Source organism: Fibrella musci, assembly GCF_041321105.1.
Taxonomy (GTDB): domain Bacteria; phylum Bacteroidota; class Bacteroidia; order Cytophagales; family Spirosomataceae; genus Fibrella; species Fibrella musci.
The window spans coordinates 549,716-568,191 of record NZ_JBGGWD010000002.1 but is presented as its reverse complement, the minus strand read 5'-3'; the positions used below and the strand labels follow the sequence as shown (position 1 = coordinate 568,191).

At 56.6% G+C, this 18,476-nt stretch carries 14 protein-coding genes; 1 reads left to right on the top strand and 13 read right to left on the bottom strand.

Translation table 11 applies throughout. The features are described from left to right. From ACAW74_RS08090 to ACAW74_RS08080, 3 genes are read right to left on the bottom strand one after another with little or no spacing between them, the layout of a single operon-like run. On the bottom strand, positions 1 to 900 hold the full coding sequence (locus ACAW74_RS08090; protein ID WP_370697682.1) for a glycosyltransferase family protein: 900 nt from the start codon (positions 898 to 900) through the stop codon (positions 1 to 3). Between the two features lie 30 nt (positions 901 to 930). Continuing rightward, positions 931 to 1,884: a glycosyltransferase family protein gene (locus ACAW74_RS08085; protein WP_370697681.1), complete on the bottom strand. Its 954-nt coding sequence runs from the start codon at positions 1,882 to 1,884 to the stop codon at positions 931 to 933. Next, entirely contained in the window at positions 1,881 to 2,696 is an 816-nt protein-coding gene (locus ACAW74_RS08080) for a WecB/TagA/CpsF family glycosyltransferase (RefSeq protein WP_370697680.1), read from the bottom strand. The genes ACAW74_RS08085 and ACAW74_RS08080 overlap by 4 nt, the downstream gene beginning before the upstream one ends. Positions 2,697 to 3,168: 472 nt before the next feature. On the opposite strand from ACAW74_RS08080, the gene ACAW74_RS08075 reads away from it, so the two are divergent. After that, positions 3,169 to 5,097: a T9SS type B sorting domain-containing protein gene (locus tag ACAW74_RS08075; protein ID WP_370697679.1), complete on the top strand. Its 1,929-nt coding sequence runs from the start codon at positions 3,169 to 3,171 to the stop codon at positions 5,095 to 5,097. A 14-nt stretch (positions 5,098 to 5,111) separates the two neighbouring features. Here ACAW74_RS08075 and ACAW74_RS08070 read toward each other — a convergent pair whose 3' ends face one another. The 10 genes from ACAW74_RS08070 to bioA form a co-directional block, all read right to left on the bottom strand. Then, positions 5,112 to 5,870, bottom strand: coding sequence for a tyrosine-protein phosphatase (locus tag ACAW74_RS08070; protein WP_370697678.1), 759 nt, complete (start codon positions 5,868 to 5,870; stop codon positions 5,112 to 5,114). A gap of 28 nt (positions 5,871 to 5,898) precedes the next feature. Continuing rightward, positions 5,899 to 6,849, bottom strand: a complete 951-nt coding sequence (locus ACAW74_RS08065; RefSeq protein WP_370697677.1) for an NAD-dependent epimerase/dehydratase family protein — start codon at positions 6,847 to 6,849, stop codon at positions 5,899 to 5,901. Next, positions 6,846 to 7,802 (bottom strand): glycosyltransferase family 2 protein, encoded by a 957-nt coding sequence (locus tag ACAW74_RS08060; RefSeq protein WP_370697676.1) that lies wholly within the window; start codon positions 7,800 to 7,802, stop codon positions 6,846 to 6,848. Before ACAW74_RS08060 ends, ACAW74_RS08065 begins: the two co-directional genes overlap by 4 nt. A gap of 121 nt (positions 7,803 to 7,923) precedes the next feature. Next, positions 7,924 to 9,294 carry a dipeptidase gene (locus ACAW74_RS08055; protein ID WP_370697675.1) on the bottom strand — a complete coding sequence of 457 codons (1,371 nt, stop codon included), beginning with the start codon at positions 9,292 to 9,294 and terminating at the stop codon, positions 7,924 to 7,926. 113 nt (positions 9,295 to 9,407) lie between these two features. Beyond that, the gene (gene plsY, locus ACAW74_RS08050; protein ID WP_370697674.1) at positions 9,408 to 10,052 is read right to left on the bottom strand and encodes a glycerol-3-phosphate 1-O-acyltransferase PlsY; all 645 of its coding nucleotides are present in this window, start codon (positions 10,050 to 10,052) and stop codon (positions 9,408 to 9,410) included. Positions 10,053 to 10,245: 193 nt separating this feature from the next. Further along, positions 10,246 to 11,535, bottom strand: coding sequence for a M16 family metallopeptidase (locus ACAW74_RS08045; protein ID WP_370697673.1), 1,290 nt, complete (start codon positions 11,533 to 11,535; stop codon positions 10,246 to 10,248). A 127-nt stretch (positions 11,536 to 11,662) separates the two neighbouring features. Beyond that, positions 11,663 to 12,898: a type IX secretion system outer membrane channel protein PorV gene (gene porV, locus ACAW74_RS08040; protein ID WP_370697672.1), complete on the bottom strand. Its 1,236-nt coding sequence runs from the start codon at positions 12,896 to 12,898 to the stop codon at positions 11,663 to 11,665. 117 nt (positions 12,899 to 13,015) lie between these two features. Beyond that, on the bottom strand, positions 13,016 to 16,459 hold the full coding sequence (gene porU / locus ACAW74_RS08035; protein ID WP_370697671.1) for a type IX secretion system sortase PorU: 3,444 nt from the start codon (positions 16,457 to 16,459) through the stop codon (positions 13,016 to 13,018). A 75-nt stretch (positions 16,460 to 16,534) separates the two neighbouring features. Continuing rightward, positions 16,535 to 17,137 carry a SprT-like domain-containing protein gene (locus ACAW74_RS08030; protein ID WP_370697670.1) on the bottom strand — a complete coding sequence of 201 codons (603 nt, stop codon included), beginning with the start codon at positions 17,135 to 17,137 and terminating at the stop codon, positions 16,535 to 16,537. 63 nt (positions 17,138 to 17,200) lie between these two features. Next, the gene (gene bioA, locus ACAW74_RS08025; protein ID WP_370697669.1) at positions 17,201 to 18,475 is read right to left on the bottom strand and encodes an adenosylmethionine--8-amino-7-oxononanoate transaminase; all 1,275 of its coding nucleotides are present in this window, start codon (positions 18,473 to 18,475) and stop codon (positions 17,201 to 17,203) included. Position 18,476: the final 1 nt, after the last annotated feature.

Genomic DNA, 18,476 nt, shown 5'->3' with positions numbered 1-18,476 from the left:
TCACCGCACGCCCGCCATTGTCTTCAGGCGGTTGTATAAACGTACGCTCAGACTAAACTGATGACGTACCTGCTGAGTATAGTAAGGGCTTTCAAAGGCCTGTCCCGGCATTCGAAACTGACGCTGTTCGCCTGTATCCAATGGGGTTTTGTACCGATCGTATACGTTTGCATGCATACCGTCGCCGCCGCCAAAGCCGATGTTGGTCGTTTTCGACACCGTCGGATAGACTGTCAGGCCCTGTTGCTTGTAGAGTGCATAACAAAGACGGATATCCCAAGTGTCGATATCGCCTTGTATGGTCCGGCGTAACATACGTACCCGATCGCTACCGTAATAATTGAAAGCCCGCTTTGCCCCCGAATCGGCCATAAACTGCGGGAAGTCCATCACGTTCCAGTCAGCTTTGAACCAGCGGTCGGCCCAGATACCCCAGCCCCAGGCGCAGGTACGTCCGAAAAAATACACGTCGTCCTGATAATCGGCTGGTTTCTCGAACGGAAATGTGTAGCCACCCACCGAAAAAACACGGGAGCTGTCGCGGTACGTAACCAGGCCCTGGTTGATGAAATCCAGAAAGTTAGGCGCCGTCACAATGTCATCCTCAACGATAATGGCCGCAGGGTGATCACGCAGAATCAGCGATACGCCGTTGATGATGGATTGGGCACAGCCGCAATTGGCCTCGCCAAAATGCAACGTCAGGGTACGAAAGCCCGCTACCTGCCGGGCCAGCGCCTGCACCGCTGCCACTTTTGGCGCATCGGCCGCCGTTTTGGGGCCATCCACAAAGATGTGCAGGTCGCTTTGCGCCGCCAGGTGATTGGCCTGAAGGGCCGCGATGGTCCGTTGAAACGTGTCGGCCCGTTTGTAGGCGAAGAGTATAATAGGGGCTGTCATGCGTAGTCGGTTGAGTGAAGTAATTGCTGATTACGTTTTGGTCAGCCAGCGCCTTGCTTTCAATGCCTCGGTGATGAGCCGATTGCCGAAACGGACGGGCAGACTAAACTTCCAGCGCATATTATGCAGGTAATAATCTGTGCAGGCCAGCTCGTCCGGAAACGAGAACGTACGCTGTTCACCCGTATCCAGAATGGTCCGGTAGCGGTTGTAGCCGTGCGTATTCGTCGACTCGGTCGTGAAGCCTACGTTATTAATTTTCGAGACGGTGGGGTAGAGGGTAAGGCCGCTGACATTTGCCTGCGCGTAACACCAGCGAATGGCCCAGGAATCAATTTTTCCGGTTTGCCACTTCTTCAGCATCCGCAGCCGATCGCTACCATAGTAGTTAAACGTATCGCATCGCTGTTGGTCACCTAAAAACTCATTAAGATCGCTCACGGCCCAGTCAATTGGTAGCCAACGGTCCGCCCAGGTGGCCCAACCCCATGAACCCGTTCGCGGATATAGGTAGCCGTCGGCGGTATAACCGGCCGGTTTATCGAAGGGGAACGTGTAGCCGGTAATGGAAAAAACCGTCGGCTGCTGCCGATAATGGCGCAACGCCTGATTCATGTAGTCCAGGAAGTTGCGCGAAGGCAGAAGGTCGTCTTCGAGTACGATGGCTTGCCCGTGCTGTTGCATCACGGCCGTTACGCCCGTGATGACCGATTTGGCCAGCCCCTGGTTCTGTTTGGCGTATTGCCGGTGAATGGTCCGGAAACCCGTGAGGTTATCGATGAGTGCCCGAACGGCCTCCACCTTGGGCCGATCAGATTCCCGTTTGGGACCGTCGACGAAGACATAAAGCTCACTTTGCGGAGCGAGGTAGTTGGCCTGCAACGCCTCGAGAGCCAGTTTAAGCTCCTGCGGTCGTTTGTAGGCAAACAGAACAATAGGGGCCAATTGGCCCGCTGTGCCGGTTACAGGTTGCGTTTGGTTCATAGATTGTGCTGGCGGCGTGAGTCAGCGCCTCGTTTGGTGCGCCAGAACTGACGAGTTAGATAAAGCAGAAAAAGCGAATTGGTAACAGCATACCGCTTGAACAGCCGACGCGGTTCGACTGCCAGCCGGAATACCCACTCCAGGCCATTTTGCTGCATCCAGCGTGGCGACCGGCTTTGGGTACCTGCCAAAATGGGTAAGGCCCCACCAATGCCCAGCATCACCGCCTGAATGCGCCCCCGCATCTGAGCCATCCAGCGTTCCTGTTTCGGGCACCCCAGGGCTACAAACACCAGCCGGGCTCCCGAGGCATTGATGGTGTCAATGACCTCTATCTCTTCTGCTTGGGTCAGGGGCCGAAAGGGGGGCGACAACGTACCTGCCAGTTGAAGCGCAGGATAGCGCTCCTGGCAAACCGCAACGGTTTTGGCCAGCACGTCGGGGGTTGATCCGTAGAAAAATACCGGTAATTGATCTTCAGCAGCGCGGCGAACCAGATCGGGCAACATGTCGATACCGGCTACCCGCTCCTGCGGCAGGCCATCCAACAGCCGTATGGCCCAGGTCAACGGTACGCCATCAGCGGTTACCCAATCGGCCTCATTGACAATCCGGGCAAAAGCTGCATCGTGGGTTCCCTCAACCGTCATGTGCACATTGGCAAAGCAGGCTGTGCGCGATTCATGCCGATGCGCCGCCGCGATGATCGCTTCCTGAATGGAATGGTATGACGCCAGCGAAATGTCGAGACTCAGGACCGATGCGCGGGGTAAGGCAGACACCGGCGATACAGGGGAAGATAGAGTAGCCATAACGTTGTGTATGCGCTAAGTCAGGGCTGATCCAGCAAAGAAGTTGATCGTCTGCTTAACCATATGGTAGAGTCGTCCTGACCGCAGGGGTGGTTCGATCGATCGAGATGACAAAAACTGTAGATCATCCTACAAACTTTATCGGTATACAATATTTCTCAAAAAATCGACCACGTCTACTGAATGAGTATAATATCATATAAAAACGTTGAATTGGTCAATTAGCGTTACGGATTCCCCTTATCTGGCTATAGATAAGCGGCAAGATACTCATATTCACGATGTAATCGAATGAGAGTTAGCGTAAACCATATGGGGGCCTTGGTCGAAATGAGTATACTGACTCGTTCTAAAATGTGTATTTTTGACTCGTATACCGTAAGTCCATAGAATTGATGCAAGCTTACTTGCTGACTTAGGGCGCATCTCAGCCATCAAAAACCTGACTAGCGTGACAGTCGACGAGACGCGAATGAAGCTACTTTGGGAAGTACCAGACTGGGTATGTCAACTCGTGGTATGGCTGGCTATTAGCTATGCGAGCTGCACGGCTTCGCTGGCTCAGTGTAACCAAACGTATTCGTGGGTCGCCTGGTCTTCTTTTCAGGATAATAAGGCGGTGGGCGCGTTGCAGGTTGATGGTCGGCAGATACAGGTCGACGTAACAACCAACTTTCCGATGGGTTCGACCAAAAGTATTTATGCCTTTGGTGAGTTTACACCTTTCCCCGAATACAGTTCATTGCCGGCTACAACCACACCGAGGATGGTCTGGTCGAAAGAAGGCAAAGGCGAAGTGACAATATGTTTTTCGGAACCCGTCACCAATCCCGTTTTGCTGATTGCGTCACTTGGCGGCCCGGATACAACCGTGAATCTGACGTTTTCCCGATCGTATGTTCCGCTGTTTCAAAATGGTGGCGCTGAGCCGATTAGTGCTACCAAACTGAGAGGTACAGAAGGCTATGCGGTGCTTCTGTTTCCCGGAACGTTCTCCTGTCTGACGGTTGACGCCGACCGGTATGAATACTACACAAACATCAATTTTGGCGTTCGGCCTTCGGCTATGCCACTGGCCATCAGTGCGCCACAGCCCGGCTGTAACAATAGTAGCGTTACCGCAACAGGAGGTACAATGTATCAATGGGACGGGGGACAAAAGCCGGGCAATGGAACCAACGTTTTTGACCGAAGTGGTACCTATACCGTCAAGGCCACCGACGATAAAGGGTGTATCGCTTACGCCATGACGACTGTATCGGTGCCGTCGCCAACGGAAGTTCGATTTGGGACGTACCCACCGCTCTGTAATGGACAGGCAATTACGTTGGGCCCCTCCGTCAAGGCAGCTACCAATTCGGTGTCGTATCGATGGGCATCGGGTGAAACTACACCGGCCATCACCGTCGCTAAACCCGGTACGTATGAGGTCACGGTGCAGGACGGGGGCTGCGTGAAAACGGCTTCCGTCGTGGTTGCACCGGCCCGATCTCCCTCCCTGAAACCCGACGCAACGGTTTGTCTGTCTGGTCCGTCGACGACATTGGAGGCGGGCGCTACCGAGACCAGCATGACGTACAACTGGTTGTCGGTCAACAGTAAAGCGCAGACGGTCAATGTATCGCAACCCGGCCGTTACCAGGTTAAAGTAACGAACCCGCTGGGGTGCACGGCGATCCGCACCATTGATGTAGTCACTACGCCAACCGTCAGTCTGGACCGGGCGCGGGCTATCTGCCTGGGCGAGGAAACTGATCTGATCCCAACCGTAGGCGGTCCTGCCAATCCCGTTTATCACTGGTCGACGGGATCGGTCGAGCCCAGTATTCGCGTGAGTGAACCGGGTACGTATCAGCTTACTGTTGCCAATGGCCAATGTGCGGCTACTGCTTCACTGGCGCTGGCCGTCAATCCGCTGCCATCGGTATTGCCCGACGAGACCGTTTGCCGGGGTAAAATCATTACGGCGGGCAGTCTGGAGCCTTCGGTTACCTATCGCTGGGACAACAAAGGGGAAACGACTCCCGAGATTGCCATTCAGGCCGAAGGCGTTTACCGGGTAGCCATTACCAACCCGATGGGCTGCTCCGTCGTTCGAACCATTACGGTATCAGGAATCTGCGCCTCGCACATTCTGGCGCCAACAGGCTTTACACCCAACGCCGACGGTATGAACGATGCGTTTGCGCCCGCGATCGTGCAGGGCGACGTGGTCGAACTGGCTATCTACAACCGTTGGGGTGAATTGGTCTACAACGAACGAAGCGACCGGCCGACCTGGGATGGGACGCAACAGGGGCAGGCTTGCCCTAACGGATCCTATAGCTATCGCCTGGTATACCGCACCATCCGCAATGACGGTGATCAGATTTACAACGGGACCATCGTGCTGTTGCGGTAATTGGGTACATGTGCTTACAACTTATTATTCAATAAGGGTTGCTTGGCTAATTCCTGCCAGCCTGGTTGCGAAAAGGCTTCCTGAAGAATGGCGAGGTCGGCGGGGCGGTGCAGGTCACTGCCGATAAAACTGATACAGTGCTCTTTGAGCAGATCCTGCGCCAGCTTCTGCGCTTTGGACCCATAGCGACCTGCCAGCGACATTAGATTGAGTTGCAACAGACAACCCTGCTCTCGGAGCTGTTTGAGCAGATAGGGTTCAGTCTGGTAATAACGGTACCGTTCGGGATGCGCCAGAATCGGTGTGTAGCCCTTGACCTGTAAGTCGAACACCCATTGATCGAGCTGCCGGGGGGCGGCGGCCCAGCCCGTTTCGATCAGCACGTACTGTTTGGCTCCGAAGCTCAACAGCTCACCGCTGCGCAGCAGGTGATCGAACTGTTCGTCGAGCAGGTACTCGGCTGCGACGCTGAACTCAATCGGAATGTTCTCGTCGCGTAAGGCCTGCTGTACGCTTTTGACCGCTTCCAGCAACTGAGTGGCGGTGTTGGGATGGTAATCCTGGCTAATGTGTGGCGTAGCAATGACGCGCCGGATACCCCAGGCTGCGTACTGCCGGAGACAGGTCAGACTTTCGTCCAGCGTTTTAACGCCATCATCGACACCCGGAATCAAGTGGTTATGCATATCTGTCGGCCATAGCTCGGTAATCCGCTCTATAACCGAGGCCGCACTCGACTCTTTCTTAAACCAACGTTGTACTTGTTGCCACATGCTAACCACAAAGATACCGCCTAATAAATTAGAGCAACATCATCTGCATCCAAGTTACCATATGGCTAACGCCCTCGGCTAAGCTGACCTGCGGGGTATAGGTGAGTTGTTGGGAGGCTTTGGACAGGTCAGCCCACGTATGCGAGACGTCGCCGGGCTGCCGGTGGTTGAAGGTCAGCTGCGCCTTGTTGCCCGTCGCTTCTTCCATGAGCTGCACAAGCTGAGCGACGGTGGTGTTGGTACCGCTGCCGATGTTATAGAGCTGAAAACCGTCCCAGTGTTGCAGGGCTTTGGTGATGCCAGCAGCCACGTCGGTGACGTACGTAAAATCACGGCTGGCATTGCCATCCCCGTAGATCGTAATCGGCTGATGGGTCAGGATGCGCCGTAGAAATTGGTAAATCGCCATGTCGGGGCGTTGTAAGGGCCCAAAGACGGTAAAGAAGCGAAGGCAGTTGATGGCGAAGCCGTACTCCTCGGCATACTGCTGACAGAGCTGTTCGGCCGCCTGTTTGGTTTGCGCGTAGGGCGAAATCGGTGCGGGCTGATTGCGTAGTTCGCTGTTTCGTTGCCGTTCCGTTTCGCCATAAACCGACGACGAGGAACTGAAGACCAGCCGCCGGACGTCGTGCGCCCGCATCATGTCGAGCAGGTGCTGTGTGCCCAATACGTTGACCCGATAATATTCGTTGGGTTGCCCAAACGACGACCGTACGCCCGGTAAAGCGGCCAGGTGCACGACGGCATCAAACGTGTATTGCTGAAAAAGCTGGTGGAGCAGCAGCGGATCGCACAGGTCGCCCTCGTGCACGTAAACCCGACCCGAATCGGCATGGCGGCTGATGTTCTGCCGCTTCAGAGCCGGGTCGTAGAGGTCGTTGAAATTGTCGATGATGTGAACGGTGTCGCCCTGCGCGAGTAGTCGTTCGGTAAGGTGCGTGCCGATGAAGCCCGCCCCGCCGGTGAGAAGAATGGTCATAGCGGAACGGGGTTTTTTCGATAAACACGCCGAATCACGAAGGGCTGAGCGGTGCGGCTCTGGTAACGCCGGTACAGTTGTAGATCGGCGCTGATGGCTACACCCAGCAACAGACTCGCCAGCAGCACATACCCGGCCGCGCCGATCAGCCACGTACCCACGTACCCAGCGCCAGAAGCCGTCATCAACGTACCCAGCCCGGCTATGCCTAGGCACGTACCCAGCACCCGCATGGCCGCATGCATGGGCCGGTTATGATAGTGAATCAGGTACGTCATGAAAACAAGATCGGCCAGCACGCGGGGAATGCGCCCCAGCCCGTAGTGGGATTGTCCCGTCAGCCGGGGGTGGTGCATCACGGGTACCGACACCATGCGCGCACCCTCGGCTTTCGCCAGCGCCGGAATGAACCGGTGCTTGTCGCCATAAAGCGGCAGGCGCTGCACCAGATCATTGGTAAACAGCTTCAGCGTGCAGCCAAAGTCGGGGTGGTCGATGCCCGTCAGCTTCCGGATAAGCCGGTTGGCTAGCTGGCTAGGTAGTCGCCGTAATAACCACCCGTCCTGCCGCTTGGCCCGGATACCCGCTACCAGATCGGCTCCGGTCGACTGCGCCACCCGGAGTAACTGCGGAATGTCGGCAGGATCGTTTTGACCGTCACCATCGAGTGTAGCTACGAATGAGCCGGTCGCCAGTGACAGCCCCGCCGCCATGGCAGCACTCTGCCCGGTATTACGGCTGAGTTCGACGATCGTCAGGGGTGCGCCACCCTGCTGCCGGAGCCGCGTCAGGGTCTGATCGGTCGAGCCGTCGTCAACAACGATCAGTTCATAGGTCATGTCTGCCAATGCATGCCGCACCGAATCGAGCAGGGGCAGTATGGCGTCCTGTTCGTTATAAGCACAGATAACAACCGAGACCTGAACAGGCTCAGTGGCAAACGTTGCGGTCATGAAGCTGGATAGCGTTGAGTCGTTGTATCGTATGACTTGAGAGTTATGAGGTATGAATTAAACAAATTTCACAATCCGGACAGGAATTATGAAGTTTAATTCATATCTCATACTTATTAAGTCATATTTGGCCCTTTAATCGGGCATATTCCTGATAAAAATAAGGAATGGTTTCAATCCCTTTGTAGAAATTGAAGAGTCCGTAGCTTTCGTTGGGCGAGTGTAGCGCGTCGGCATCGAGTCCGAAACCCATCAGAATCGTCTTGATTCCCAGCTCTTTCTCGAACAGGGCAACGATGGGAATGCTGCCGCCGCCCCGCGTGGGGATAGGCTTCTTACCCCAGGCTAATTCAAACGCACGACTGGCGGCCTCAAATTCCACCGAATCGGTCGGCGTCACGTACGGGAACCCGCCATGGTGGGGTGTTACGGTTACCTGCACCGACGCCGGGGCAATAGCTTTGAAATGCCGGGCAAACAATTCGGTGATCACGTCGGGGTGCTGATTGGGGACCAGCCGCATGCTGATCTTGGCTGAAGCCTTCGATGGCAGCACGGTTTTGGCGCCTTCACCGGTGTAGCCGCCCCAAATACCATTCACGTCGAGCGTCGGGCGGATCGAGGTACGTTCGTTGGTCGAGTAGCCCGCTTCACCGGCTACGTCGCCAATGCCCAGGTCGCGTTTGTATTCGTCAAGGTCAAACGGCGCTTTGGCGAGTTCGGCGCGTTCGGCCTCGCTCAGGTCCATCACGTCGTCGTAAAAACCGGGAATGTTGATTCGTCCCTGCTCATCGTGTAGCGACGCAATCATCCTGGCCAGCACGTTGGCCGGGTTGGCTACCCCGCCGCCATACACACCCGAGTGCAGATCGCGGTTGGGTCCCGTTACGGTCACTTCCACGTAAGAAAGCCCCCGCAGGCCCGTCTCCAATGACGGCACATCGTTGCTGATGATGCTCGTATCGGAAATCAGGATAACATCGGCGGCCAGTTTGTCGCGGTTTTCGGCCACGAACGTACCCAGGTGATCAGAGCCTACTTCTTCCTCGCCTTCGATCATCACTTTCACGTTGCAGGGCAGCGAGTCGGTGGCAAGCATGGCTTCGAGGGCCTTGATGTGCATGTAGAACTGCCCCTTATCGTCGCAGGCCCCGCGGGCATAGATGCGTTCGTTCCGAATCGTCGGTTCGAAAGGGGGCGTGTGCCAGAGTTCGTAGGGATCGGCCGGTTGCACGTCGTAATGGCCATAAACCAGGACCGTCGGCTTGGCCGGGTCGATGAGTTTCTGGGCAAACACGATGGGGTGGCCCGCCGTATCGATGACTTCGGCGTCGTCGAGGCCCGCGTCGGCCAGTCGGTCACGGACGAATTCGGCCGCCTGTCGTACATCGCCTTTAAACTTGGAATCGGCTGATACCGACGGAATCCGAATCAGATCGAACAGTTCGTCGAGGAACCGTTGCTTATTCTCGTTGAGGTACGTTGCTAGCATGGTTAGTCTTTTCAACGCAAAGGCGCGAAGAAAAACGCGAAGGCCGCAACGTAATGTTGTACTGAAAAGCTTTGCGCTCTTCGCGAACCCTTAGCGCCCTTTGCGTTGACGCTTTATTTTTTCTTCAACTTAATCAAGATTGTTCGGTTTTCGTTACCCTGGATGAGGCGACCGATGTTTTTCTTGTGGGTAATGGCTACGATCAGGAAGATCAGAAAGCCGAACCCGATGAGCATGGGGTTTTCGGGCTGACCAAAAACGCGCAGGAGCAGCAATACCGGGAAAGCCAGCGCCGCCAGCAGCGAACCCAGCGAAACAAACTGCGAAGCAATCACGACCACCAGCCAGATACCGATGCAGACCGCCGCCACGTCGGGCCGGATAGCGAGCACCATACCGAGCAACGTAGCCACGCCCTTGCCACCCCGGAACTGCGCGAACAGCGGGTACAGGTGCCCAACTACGGCCAGAAAGCCAAACAGCAACTGATAGCTCAGTAGCTCGTTGTCGCTGAGCGGATAAAGGGTATTGACAAAAAAAGCCAGGGAGGCAGCAGCGTAGCCCTTCAGGGCATCGACCAGCAGCACAATGGTACCGGCTCGTTTGCCCAGAACACGGAAGGTGTTAGTCGCACCGGCGTTACCGCTGCCGTGCTGTCGGATATCGAGGTTGAAGAAGGCGCGTCCGTACCAAACAGCAGTCGGAATCGATCCTAACAGGTAAGCCATCACAGTGGCTCCCACTATCAATAACGTCATTCAGATTTGACGGAAAATTGTATTTATTTAGGATACAAAGCGGAATCGGAATGACAAAGCTACACCAAAAAGGATAATTTATAGAAGAAAAAAGAGGGAATGTACAATGTATAATGCACGATGCACAATGGGCTGACGCGTCTTTCTCTTGCGTCAGCCCATTGTGCATCGTGCATTATACATTGTACATTCCCTACGCTTTCCCCCCCACAACGACTTCGATCATCGATTCCGGAGTGAAGTAGGTTTGGGCCATTTCCTGAATATCGGCGGCCGTGACGGCGCGGATGCGGCGGATGTAGGTGCTCAGAAAATCGACTGGCAGGCCGTCGAGCAGAATGAGTTTGTACCGGTCGGCAATCTCGAAAGGCGTGTTAAGCGAACCGACGAATTCGCCCGCCATGTAGTTCTGCACCACTGTCAGCTCGTCGGCCGGGACGGGCTCGGTTTGCAGGCGGTGGATCTCCTTCCAGACTTCGTCGATCGTTTGCTGGGTAAACTCGCGCTTTACATCGGTGCCGATCATAAACTGCCCCGCGTGGCGGAAGGCGCCCACATTGGACGAGATGCCGTAGGTGAAACCCTTCTCTTCGCGGATGTTCTTCATCAGGCGTGAGCCGAAATAACCGCCCAGCACTTCGTTGGTCACCAGCATCTTGTGAAAGTCGGGGTGATCGCGCCGGAAAAGCATGCGGCCAATCCGAATCGACGATTGCAGACTACCGGCTTTCTCGATGAGCTCAGCAGACGTATCGGTTTGGGGCTGTATGGGTTGATCGGCTACCGGCTCAGGTGAGGCCATCATGGGCAACTGCCCCAGCACCTGATTGACCAGCGCGATTTCGGTAAGCCCCACCTGACCGGCCATCAGCACCCGGAATGGGCGTTGGCGGATATGTTGATCGTAAAAGGCAACGGCATCGGCGCGGGTCAGGGCGGCTACCATGTCAGGGTTCTGGCTGCGGCCATACGGGTGATTGGGCCCATACAGTTTTTGCCGAAGCCGTACGTTGGCCACGTGGGCCGTTTTCTCGAAACTGACTTTCAGGTTTTGCAGGGTAATCGTCCGAAGGTCCTCGAATTCCTTTTCTGGGTACGTTGCCTCGGTGAGCAATTCAGCAACCAGCGGTAACACGCTGCCTAAATGCTTAGGTTGGCAGTAAACAATAAGATTGCCCCGGTCGAAGCCGTTGTTCAGTTCCAGAAACGCACCGTACCGATCAAAGCCATCGCTGATTTGGGCCGATGTGTGTTGTTTGGTGCCTTCGGCCAGCATTTTCCAGGCAAAAAACGAGGTGCCGGGGCGTCCCTCTTCATACCACGTACCGGCATCGAAATTGATCTCCAGCCGCATAACGGGCTGTTGATCGAAGGTAACGACATACAGCGGCGCGCCGTTGTCGAGCTGTTGGGTATCAACGGCAACAGACTGAATATCCTGAACCGGGTGAAAATCAGGCGCAATAGTGCGGTCGAGTGTCATGTAAGTCAACTGGCTTGTATGAAAAAGGCAACCCGTAAGAACAGGTTGCCGATTTAAAAAGGGCCGATTTGCGCGCCGTCCCGGCCACTACCGTGGTGGACAGACCGGCAGGCAAACCGACAAATAACTACTTAGCTTCGTCGGCCGTTTCGTCGGCATCTTCAGCAACACGGTCTCCTTTGTTGAAGTTGAAGATCAGCGAAAGGCGCAGGGTATTAGCCAGTGGGCTGCCTTGCCGCGTCGGGATCAGGTACGAAAAGTCGAGACCGAGGTTCGACAACCGGGCGCCAATACCCGCCGTTGCATACTGCCGGCCGCCTTTCTCGACTGATTCGCCGAAGAAACCAACCCGGGCAGCAAACTGATCGTTGTACCAATATTCGGCCCCGATCGAGCCGGTGATTTCTTTCAATTCTTCCGAGAAGCCACCGGGTGCATCGGCAAACGAGCCAAACACCGCGCTGAGGTAAGGCCGGTTGGGGTCTTGCCCGGCTACAATTACCCGTCTTCCGTTCACCAGCGCGTAGGTCGGTGGGGTGGGTACCATCAGCTTGTTAAAGTCGACAATGAAGTTGAACTTGCTGTAGGTGTCGGCGTGGTAAGTAAACCGACCACCCAGCCGCAGATTGGTGGGTATGTAGTACTGATCTGTACTGCCGTAGTTGACTTTTCCACCGATGTTTGAGATCATTAGACCATACGCCCAGCTGATGCCGCGGCCCGACGAAGCATCGATGCTTGAATTGGCGTAGTAGGCGCTGATGTCGGCCGCAGCGGTCGACCCTGCCTGCAAGGGCGTGCCATTGGAGAACGACGCGCCCGCCCCCAGGTTGGAATTCAGGTATTTGAGGTTGACGCCCATCGAGAACGTCCGCGACAGCCGCCGCGAGTAGTTGGCCGTAAACGCGAACTCCCGCGAGTTGAACGTACCTGTAGAAATGCCCTGCGCGTTGGTGAAGTCGATAGAGCCCAGATCGAAATAGAGCAGCGAGAGGCCAATGACCTGATCTTTTGCTACCTTCTTGTAACCCGAGAAATAACCGTAATACATGTCGTTGATGATCCCTCGCAGCCAAGGTGTGTAGGATACGGTCGCACCGGCATCCGACTTGGCATCGACCAGTTTCGCGGGGTTCCAGAAAATGGCGTTGGCGTCGGGGTTGTCGAGGGCCACCCCGGCATCACCAAGCCCACCCGAGCGGGCGTCGGGGGTGAAGTTGAGGAAGGGAACGGCCGAGTTCGGTACGTTGATACCACCATTCAGGTTGGTGAATGATCCCGGTTGCGTTGCCTGAGCCATTGCTACTGTACCCGATGCAACAAACCCTGCGCCAAGCAGGAAGCAGGAAAAAATACGCTTCATAATTAGTGCGAAATGCCGCTCCGTGAAATGACCCGAAAGCGGTGGTCAAAATTAGTAGGTTTACCGGACTTACGCTCTACAACACGTTGGTATTGCGAGACCGGAGTAAGGGAATGGTTATTCGTTTCGGTTCAATAATCGGGTACTGGCTGTCGTTTGCTCACCCGTTTCGGGGTTTTGGGCCTGCACTTGTAATATATAAATTCCCGTTGCCAGGGGCATAGTCTGGGCGTCGTAACGACCAATCTGGACGGTTTCGGCGCAGTCGTAACAAGAATCCTGCCGCTCAGTAACAATCCGCCCCGAGGCATCAAGCAACCGCCACGTCCAGTTCAGGTGTTGGCCTGCCTGATTATGCGTCATGAGCCAATTGCTTTGCGCCTGCACCGGATTTGGGGCGGCAACCAGTCGCTGAATGGCCAAACCCGGCTTGTCGGAGACTACGAAAGTCAACGTCGCCTGCGCCGAATTATTGCTTAAGTCAAACACTTGTGCCCGAATCGTATACGTACCTGCCGCCAGATTGCCCAGCGGGATTACGAACTGCCCCTGCTGCCCATCCGCCGCGCCCGTATAATAGTCGGCGATGCGAAAAGGTAAGTTTGTGTCGAGTTGAAGGGTGGGTCCCCGGTTGGCGGTTGTCTGGGTCAGGTTCACGCCGGTTTCATCGGCTACCTGAAGACGTACCTGCACCAGCGGGCCTACAACGGTAGGCCGTTCGGCAGCGGGGTTGGCGCCTACGAGGCTCAGCGTCAGGCTAGGTGGACGTGTGTCGGTGTCGCCCGGACTAGCCGTTCCGCCCATTACCAGTTGTGCATAGGCTCCCACAGCGTCGGTGGTGCTATCGGTCTGTATGGCATAGGCCTGCACCCGCCCGAATCCGAAATTCGGCACCACATCGGCAGGCACTGTGAAGCTGACCGAAAAGCGCCCCTGCTGCACTGTCGCGTGCCCGGCAAACAACAGACTCTGGAAGGCATTGTAAGCGTATGACTCGGCATCGGGTGTTTCGCGGGTACGTAGGCGCGTCGCTTTGTCGTAGACGAGTACCCGCGCCGTGCCATTGAACGTACTAAGCGGCACTCCGTCTGATACCGCCGTGCCGCCCGCCGTCCGGATTTCTCCCTCAAGCGTGATACGCTGCCCGGCCCGGATAGTGTCGGGGCGGGCGGGCGCGAGGGTACGCCCATTCAGGCGGGTAAAGGTGATGCTATTCTGAGGGTATGCCAGCCGCATCGAGGGGTCGCCCAGCAAGGTGAAATTCCGGTTGAGTACGTCGGAGAGGCTGTTGTTTTTGGTGTCGCGCATCACGTCACCGAGGCGGGGCAACGTACCTGCGGTAGCTTGTCCATTGCTTTCGATGGCTTTGAAAATGGCCCGATAAAAGGCTTCGTTGAGCAGGTAATTGGTGTTGGCATAGACGGGCCGGGCCGTGGTGAGCAGCCCAATGGCCCCACCCGCCCGGTCGAGTTGAGCCAGTTCAGCACCCGATACTTCCACGGGATTATCGTAGCGACCGAATGCGCAGGTGGCCGTGACAAATAGCGGAAGGCGGCTGTTTTTCCAAGCCAGGATGTCGCCGACGGTCAGAATTTGTTCCTGCGCCCAGCCGCTTGTACCGCCATGCCCGGCGTAATTAATAATCAGTCGCCCGTCGTCGATGGCCCGCCCAATTGCCTGATTCACCTGAGGGGCTTTCTCGATGGGCCGGTCAAGGGCGTCTTTGCCGGTGGTGTCTTTCGGATATTGGGCCAGAAACAGCCGTTCGGGCCGAAATTCGGGGTGATAGGCCTCGACCATGGCCGCCAGCCGGTCGGCATCCTGGTTGTGGATGTTGTAGTCGCCATCGTCGGCCACGAGCGTCAGGCGGCTGCGCCAGTCGCCCAGCAGGCGCTTATCACTGGCATACCGGATGAGCTTATCGACCACATTACGGGCTTCGGTGGGCGTTTTCACGGCCAATCGCCCCACCCCAATGTCCAGCAGATGATTTCCCGTGGGGGTTTCGGCCCAGTCGCCATCGGTATCTTTTAGAAAACCGAAATAATCGTCGGAGCTGAAGCTGCGCACCGGGTCGAGCGATTCGCGGCTTTCGTAGGTCGGTACGAGGTTTGCCTGTTGGGCAGCCGATAATAGTCCGGCTTTATTGCGGAAATCATACGAGGCATCGCCCATCAGCAATAGATACCGCAATGTATTGGCTGACCCCGAAGCCCGTCCACTCAGGAACCGGCAGTAGTCGCGGATGGCGGTTGGGTCTTGTTGCCCGGTCGAGAACTCGTTGTAGATCTGCTGCGGCGAGACCACCAGCACGGTCAACTTGTCGTTGTCGCGCCGGAATTGAGCCAGCCGCTCCGCCTGATCGCGCCACGCATCGGGGCAGACGATGAGCAGGTTAGGCGTAGGTTGGCCGCGTAGGTTCTGGTTCGCCAGCCGCGTAATGGTGGCTGGTGCACTCAGGTTGCGGGCTGTGTGTAAAAAAAATGAGGCGCTATCAGCTACCGACCAGTTTGCCTGCCCGTTGGCCAGCGTGTAGGCTTGCTGAACAGGTGTTGTCGGCTGCTGCACGTCCCAGATGAGCAGGTCGTTGGTGGCCTGGGTCGCCACATACCGCCCGCGCCCGCTACGTACCCAGCTTGGTTGTTCGTATTGGGCAATGGTGCGGCTGGTCTGCACGGCCAGATAATCCAGATAGGCCGCTGCGCCGCTGGCGCCCTGGGCATCGTAGGTCAGCGTAAAAACCAGCTCGTCGCTCGTGTTGGGTAATACCGCTTGCCCCGACGCAACCTGTGGTGCTCCGCGGGGCGCATAGATATAGCTACTAATGGCCGGAAACGAGGCTCGCACGACCGACTGCGTTCCCTGCGTCACGCTAAAGGCCGAGGGTTGTAGCGACACCGCTACCGCCGAGAGCGTAACAAGGCTGGGTACGTTGGCAACCCGCCCCGGCAGCCGGAACGAAACCGATTGCTGGGGATAAAACCCGTAACTGTCTCCCACCCAGTCGCGGCCTGAGTTTACGCCCGGTACTTTCGTGGTATCGCGTTCGTAGAAGGCATAATCCGTAAAGGTGCTGCTGATCGGGCCGCTGGTGAGCACGTCGGCGGGGCGGGTGGCGATGCGCTTGCCGTTGGTAGGGCCGATCGTCAGGAAGTAAAAGGTGGTGTCAGTGTATGGGTTGAACTGGTGCTGAAAGCGGCCGGTTTTGGCGTCACGGCTGATGGTGCGTGGCCCCTGTGCGTAGAACAGTAGCGCGTCGCCCGCGTCGAAGCGGCCATCCGTTTCGCCACGTACCTGAATGGCATTCTCAACCAGATCGATGGGGCGCGGAGCGTTGTTGGGTTGGGGTAGGGGCGCACCGCCATTACCGAATAGCCGGAAGAGGCGCGGATCGGCGGTGGCAAAGGCGGGGTCGATTTGGGTCAGTTTGGCATAGTCGAGTTGGTAAACGCCCGACCCCAACACGCCGATCTTGTACCATTTTCCTGTAGCCAGCACCGATTGCGCCTGCGCCGAAACCGATAAGGCAACTTGGAGGATGCACACAGCCAACAGGGCCATGAATGGCCTGTTCGTTGTTGTCTGTTGATACCGCCTGTATAAATTCCTCATACCGTATTGCCTTCCCCGTTCCTGCTACTCATCAATTTCCACGCCGACATCGGCCAGAATAGCGTAGGATCGGCCCGATTGTATGTCTTTACAAACGACGCGGGTACGTCGTAACTTACCCCGGACGTAGGTTTTTTTGCCAAACCGAAAGGCCTGACCTTCGGGAAGTTGGCGCAAGGTAGGCAATCCCGGCTGGGGCAGCGAGGCCGCCGTGGGGTTATGCTGCCGTAATGCCTGCATGAGTAGGGGTTGGGCCGAGGTGGTAGCGGCCGGTTTGGTCAGGTAAGCGCGCAGCGGATGCAGCACGTCAGCGGGGAAAACGGTTTCGGTCAATAAAGGAGTCATCAGCCGCTGAAACGCCGTTTGCCAGGTACGTCCGTGGGGCTTTCCCGGACGCTTGTAGGTGTGGTAAACGGCGCAGTGGGCAATCTCGTGGACTAGCGTAATCAGAAAGGCGTACGGATTCAGGTCGGCGTTGACGGTGATGTGCGTGGTGCGGTCGGGTAGTGCCCGGAAGTCGCCCAGTCGCGTTTTACGGGGTCGCGACAGCCGGAATTGAAAGGGGTATTGACGTTGCAGCGCCCGACAATACGTCACGGCCGACGCGGGTATATGCGAAGAAAACATAGGGTAAAAATAGCAATACGATTTCCCTTAGCGGGCGGTTTAAACCGCCCGCTAAGGGAAAATTTACAACGTACCCAGCAAAGCCCGCACGGCCTCGTAGGCCTGATCGAGTTGGGCGTTGGTGGTGCAGTAGGGGGGCATCAGGTACAGCACATTGCCCAGCGGCCTCATTAATACATCGCGCTCAAGCAGGAAATTGTAGGCTACGTCGCGGATATTATTGAAGTAAGAGGTGGTTTGCCCGTCTGTTACGAGATCAAACGCCAGCAACGTACCCAACTGACGCACATTGGCCACGCGGGGCTGCGTACGCAGTTCATCGGCGAAACGGGCGTGCTGTGCGGCAATGCGCTCAGTATCGGCCATGCGTTCGGGCGTGAGCAGCAAATCGAGGCTGGCGAGCGCAGCCGTGCAGGCTAGCGGATTGGCCGTGAACGAGTGCCCGTGAAAGAGCGTCTTCATCCGGTCGGTCGAAAGGAAGGCGTCGTAAATAGTCTGCGTGCAGGTCGTTACGCCGAGGGCCATCGTGCCGCCCGTCAGTCCTTTCGAGAGACACATCAGGTCGGGTTTTTCGGTCAGGTAGTGGCTGGCAAACAGCTTGCCGGTTCGGCCAAAGCCGGTCATCACTTCGTCGGCAATGAGCAATGCGCCCTTGGCCCGCGCCATCGAAAAGAGCTGATCCAGCACGGCGGGCGAATACATGTTCATCCCGCCCGACCCCTGCACCAGCGGCTCCACGATGAAAGCCGCCACGTCGTCAGTGAAAGCCGCTTTTGCCAGCTCAAGCACCTCCGCTTCGCGACCCGGCACAGGCGTGGGCAGAAACGTTACGTCGAACAAAAACGGGGCAAAGGGCGTAGTAAACGTCGACCGTCCGCCTACGGCCATCGCGCCGAACGTATCGCCGTGGTAAGCATCGTCAAACGCGACGACTTTGCGGCGTGGCTGCCCGAGATTATGCCAGTACTGGAAGGCCATTTTCAAGGCTACCTCTACCGCCGTTGACCCATTATCAGAGTAAAAAACCCGACGCTGGTTATCGGGCAGGATGGGCAGTAGTCGCTCTGCCAACTGAACGGCGGGCTCGTGCGTAAAACCGGCAAAAATGACGTGCTCAAGCGTCAGCAGTTGTTCGCTGATCCGGCTGGCAATGTGCGGATGGGCATGACCGTGCAGGTTCACCCACCACGACGAAATCATGTCGAGAATAGCCCGCCCATCGGCGGTATACAACACCGACCCTTCGCCCCGCACAATGGGCACCGGCAGCGGCGCGGTTTGCATTTGGGTAAACGGGTGCCAGATAACGGCCTTGTCACGTTGAGGAAGTTGACTCATA